This window comes from Jutongia huaianensis, assembly GCF_014384985.1.
Taxonomy (GTDB): Bacteria; Bacillota; Clostridia; order Lachnospirales; family Lachnospiraceae; genus Jutongia; species Jutongia huaianensis.
Genome location: NZ_JACRSX010000038.1, coordinates 1 through 5,322 on the forward strand (window position 1 = coordinate 1; position 5,322 = coordinate 5,322).

Here is a 5,322-nt window from a genome sequence, read left to right on the forward strand (position 1 = left end):
AAATTGGTAGTAATTCAGAAGGAAATTTTGAAGAAAATAAAATGTTGTCAATTGAATTGTCCCAAAAACAAGTAAATGATCTTCGGGAAAATGAAGATGTCGAGTATGTCGAAAAAGATTATGATGTGGCTGCTTGTAGTCAATTTTTACAGAAAAAAAGACATCGAAAACAAGTTGAAAAATTTGAAATAAATGACTCAGAATATGAATGGAATGTCAGAATGTTACGGGCAGAAGGGAAGAGGGCAAATACAAAAGAACATGTAAAGATTGCGGTGATAGATTCTGGAATTGATTGGGGGAATGATATTGATTTGGCCCATCAAGTGAGTCTTGTTCCAGGAGAGGAAGAAATGACACAGGTGTTTATGGATGGAAGTGGACATGGATCAAGTGTTGCAAGTTTAATTGCTGCAAGTGAAAATGAAAAAGGAATTACGGGAATTAATCCATATGTAGATATTTATTCATATCGAGTATTAGATGAAAATAATCATTCACCTTTGAGTAGAGTAGTAGAAGCAATTTATATGGCTGTTGATCAAGGTGTAAATATTATAAATATGAGTTTTGGTTTGAGTGCATATTCAGAAACTCTTGAACAAGCTATTCATACAGCAGAAGAAAATGGAATATTGATGATTGCTGCGGCTGGTAATACTGGGGATGAAGGTGTTTTATATCCGGCGGCATTTGACGGTGTAATGGCAGTGGGGGCTGTAGATAAAAATGGAACAATAGAAGAATATAGTGCAAAGGGAAAAGAGGTAGAAATTGTTGCTCCAGGTGAATTGGTAAAAACTACAGGTTTTTTAGGATCAGAGGATGTTATATCAGGAACTAGTCTGGCAGCACCACAAGTAGCGGCAGTAGCGTCTTTGATTTGGCAAAAAGATTTGACCGTATCAGCAGATTTTGTTCGGGGATTACTGGATGAGAGTGCTAATTTATATGGTAAATGTGATTTGTATGGATATGGTCTTGTTGATGCTAAATATGCCTTGCAACATTATAATGAATATAAAAGAAAATATAATGAGAAGGCGGGAGATGACAAGAAGATTTTAGATTCAGTAAATAGGAGCTTCCTGTATAATAAAAAATGTGGATGTTGAAAATTGAAAATACCTCAGAGTACAATAAGACTACTGACTTGGCGGTTAGTAAAAATCTTATTGAACAGAGAGGTATCTACAATGAAGTCTAACACACAGAATGCAAAAATTGAAGCTATTACAGAAAAAACTTTGGTACTCGGAATTGATATAGGAAGCGAAACGCACTATGCCAGAGCTTTTGATCACAGAGGAATCGAGTATTCGAAGAAGCCATTTAAGTTTAGTAACACAGAGGCCGGATTTGTGACATTTAAGGAATGGATCCTGGACCTCAAAGAAAAACATGAGAAGGATAAGGTGGTTCCGGGCATGGAACCAACCGGTCACTACTGGTTTAATCTGGGAAAATTTCTTCAGGATAATGAGATGAAACCGGTTCTTGTGAATCCCCATCATGTCAAGAAATCGAAAGAACTCGACGACAATAATCCAACTAAAAATGATCGTAAGGATCCAAAAGTCATTGCAGGGTTAGTTAGAGAGGGACGCTACATGATCCCGTACCTGCCGGATGGTGTTTATGCTGATCTCAGAACAGCATCAAATATAAGATTCCAGTTACAGGCGGAACTTACAAGAATTCAAAACAGGATCAGTCGTTGGTTCAATATATATTTTCCTGAATATAAGACGGTATACGGAAAGCCGGATGCCAAAAGCGGAATGCTGATCCTTAAGCAGGCGCCACTCCCGGAAGATATCCTGACGTTGGGTATTGATGGAGTGAACCAGATCTGGCGGGATGCAAAGATGAGGGCAGTTGGAAAGGCGAGGGCGAAGACCCTGATCGAAGCTGCAGAGCACAGCGTTGGAAGCAAAGAAGGAGCAGTATCTGCAAGAATGGAGATCCGAATGCTTCTGGAAGATTATGAATCCAGAAATATACGTCTTCAGGAAGTTATGACTCTGATCGAAGAGTTGGTAAATCAGATCCCGATGGCTGAAAAGTTGTTGGGGATCAAAGGAGTGGGAATCAAGACGGTGTCCGGGTTCCTTGCAGAGGTAGGTGATATCAGCCGCTTCAACAATCCAAAAGAACTGCAGAAGCTCGCAGGGCTGGCGCTGGTTGAGAATAGTTCTGGAAAGCACAAGGGAAAGACAACAATAAGCAGACGAGGTCGAAAGAGGCTCAGATATCTGCTCTTTGAGGTTGCAATGTCGCTTGTGGCGAAGAACCCGGAGTTCAGGGAACTCCATACTTATTACACAACCAGAAGACTGAATCCATTGAAGAAAATGCAGTCACTTATGGCGGTTGCAGCCAAGCTGATACGTGTCTTTTATGCCATGCTGACCAAAGGAGTGGACTATGATCCGAAAAAGATGGTGGGTGACATCAAGAGACCGGCAGTTTATCTACAGGCTGCATAAGAAAGACAAGCAACTATAGTGGAGGCTGTCGTGTGGGCAGTCACTGAATCAAACAGAATGTAACAGATAACGTCCACTGGTCACACAGTGCTGTAACAGGAAGCGGGTCAGTAATCATAAAAACAAAGAATGAGCCAGTAGTCGGCAGAAATAAACACCATGGGGCATGACCCCATATAGGAGCATAGCTGACACCCTGGTTATGGGCAGGCAGGACGAAGGAAGTTAGGACCTCCGGAGACGGAGATGATCCTGGTGGATATAGGAGGTTAGCTGCCATAGAGGGATGGGTATACACAAGGCCAGTAAAGCGAAAATGAATGACGTTTTATTTCGTATACCTTAAAACCGCTATTTCAGTACCCGATACATCGAAATGCTTATAGCTATGGTTTATTCGCTGAGATAAAAAGGTTGAGAAACCTTGAATTTTCAATAAAAAACACTTGATTATATGAGGAGTAGTGTTATAACATTTGAAGATACAGGATGTGTTGAAGGAAACTGGATGGGGAATGATCATGCCGCGTTAGTTGATAGTGCTAAATACTGTGTGAGAGCAGGGGCAAGATTTCCAGATACAACAAAAGATACGGGTTTAAAAATTTCATATTTTGAAGATGGTCAATTTAATCATATGACACTGAATCCGTGGTGGCATGGATATTATGAGACTAATTATATTAAAGCAGTTTTGTATGCATCATATAAAGCAGATGCAATAGGAAGCGGATTAGGGTATAATGTTCAATATCCATCATTACACTATGCTAACACAGCAAAAATGGACGAAGATATAGCTTTTTTATATGCCAATAATCAAAGAGGATGGCGAGAAATTTTAAAATATGTAAATAATCATGGAGGACCAAATCAGACTAACACAAATGGATTTAAGAGAGCAATACTTTGGGGAATGGCAATTCATTCAGCTACGGACACATATGCCCATAGTTCTGCGTTACATGGAAATAGGATTACACATGGCAATAATTATTCATCTACAGTGGCAGATGCAGATAATAAAAATTATATAACCTGGAGATATCGGGATGCGGCTTTTGTAGCAAATAAAATAATGGAAAAATATAATAACCGTAGTTCTTTAAGTGCTAGTGATTTAATGATGTCAGGAAATTGTACAATAGGATATGAATTAATTAGATTTAACGAGTATATAAAAACGGTAGATAGTAGTCTCAATTATTCATACCATTATAAAACAAAGTAATAATGGAATAACATATTGTATAAGGTTGTGATATAGTAATGAATTATCTATGGAAGGAAAAAGAATGAATAAAAGAAAAAATAAAATAGTAGCAATTCTCACAATAATGTTAGGGATAATATGTGCTTATAGTGGCGTGATTTATTTTCAGAAAAAACAATGCACAGATAATCCTTATAAGGCATATACGACGAAAGAAAAAAGCCGGAAAGTGGGGAGCTTTGAATACAAATACAGAATCGGTGCAGAGGGTGTGTGGATCACAAAGATTATTCCGATGGAGGAGGATATTTCTGTATTAAAAATACCTTCAAAACTGGCAGGAAAAAAGGTGGTCCGGCTGGGAAACGGCAATGGTAATTTTAAACAGGAAGATACCTCGGACACTATGTGGAAAGCAGAAAACTGGAGCAATATATTTGGTGAAAAATGCTCAGAGGATTCTACCGTGGAGAATATCATAATTGAGCCCAAAGATGTGTATGACCGGGTGGCACTGATTGAGGAGATAGATGTTCCGGATACGGTTCAGTGGATTGATCTGGGATTGTTTGCATATGTGCAAAACGGAAAGGTGCTTCGTTTGCCGGCAGGTCTTAAAACAAAGCTGGAGGATACGGGTTTAACCGGAGTGAAATGGAAGGAAGTTTCCTTTTTCGGAGAAAATAAAAACTATAAGATCATAGATGGATTTCTGTGTTCCAAAGATGGAAAAACAGTATACGGACTTTTGGAGGAAAGAGAAGAGTCCAAGATTCCGGACAGAGTAGAAACGATCTCCAAAAAGGGAAATTATTTCGGAACGAAGGAAATGCAGATCCCGGCGAGTGTTACGGAGATTGAAGCGGCAGGTAAATATGGAAATCATAACTTTACGGAAGCCAGCGTGCGGATTGCAGAGGATAATCCGAAATATGCAGAGAAAAACGGTTCGATCTATGATAAAACTTCAGGCGAACTGGTGGCTGCGTATATTGACAATGGCGTGATCAATATACCGGATACCGTCAAAAGGATTTTTTGTCCATGGTATATTGGTGATACAACGACTTTTCGGAGAATGGTAATTCCAAAGAGTGTGACATTTATGCATACGAAAAGCGGTAATAATGTCCGGAATAATCCTGCGGGACATACCGGTACAACATATGTCTTTGAGGGCAGAACGCCGTTACATCTGGTATCAGGAGTCTGCCTGTTTGAGGAGAAAGATACGATTGTTGTTCCGAAAGGATGTAAGAAAGAGTATCAGGAAAAATGGAGAGGTAATATCAGTAGGCTACATCATAAAATTTTCTGGGAAGAAAAATGAAATTTAGGATAGAAAGGGGGAAATATGAGATCAAAATTAATGGGAACAATGGCGGTACTGTCTCTTACCGTGTTATTGACTGCATGCGGAAATAACGGTCAGGATACAGGATTGCCCAAAATGGAGCCGGTACAAACAACAGAATCTGCAGATAAGACAGCAGAGCAGTCAGGAGATGAAATTGCAGACCTGCTTGGAAAGACATTGATTCCGGACGGGGAGAGAGATTATTATCAGAATTATTTCACAAAGAAATATGACAAGGTACGAAGGGATGATATTTCGGATTG

5 protein-coding genes are annotated in these 5,322 nt (G+C 39.4%); all 5 read left to right on the plus strand.

The features are described from left to right. Positions 1–1,115, plus strand: a 1,115-nt coding sequence (locus H8704_RS13840; protein ID WP_249298654.1) for a S8 family peptidase, incomplete at its 5' end; no start/stop codon positions are given. A gap of 81 nt (positions 1,116–1,196) precedes the next feature. Then, complete coding sequence (locus H8704_RS13845) at positions 1,197–2,489, plus strand: IS110 family RNA-guided transposase (protein ID WP_249298655.1); 1,293 nt, start codon at positions 1,197–1,199, stop codon at positions 2,487–2,489. Positions 2,490–2,997: 508 nt separating this feature from the next. Next, complete coding sequence (locus H8704_RS13850) at positions 2,998–3,720, plus strand: hypothetical protein (RefSeq protein ID WP_249298656.1); 723 nt, start codon at positions 2,998–3,000, stop codon at positions 3,718–3,720. A gap of 64 nt (positions 3,721–3,784) precedes the next feature. After that, the gene (locus H8704_RS13855; protein ID WP_249298657.1) at positions 3,785–5,032 is read left to right on the plus strand and encodes a hypothetical protein; all 1,248 of its coding nucleotides are present in this window, start codon (positions 3,785–3,787) and stop codon (positions 5,030–5,032) included. A gap of 24 nt (positions 5,033–5,056) precedes the next feature. Next, positions 5,057–5,322, plus strand: a 266-nt coding sequence (locus tag H8704_RS13860; protein ID WP_249298658.1) for a hypothetical protein, incomplete at its 3' end; no start/stop codon positions are given.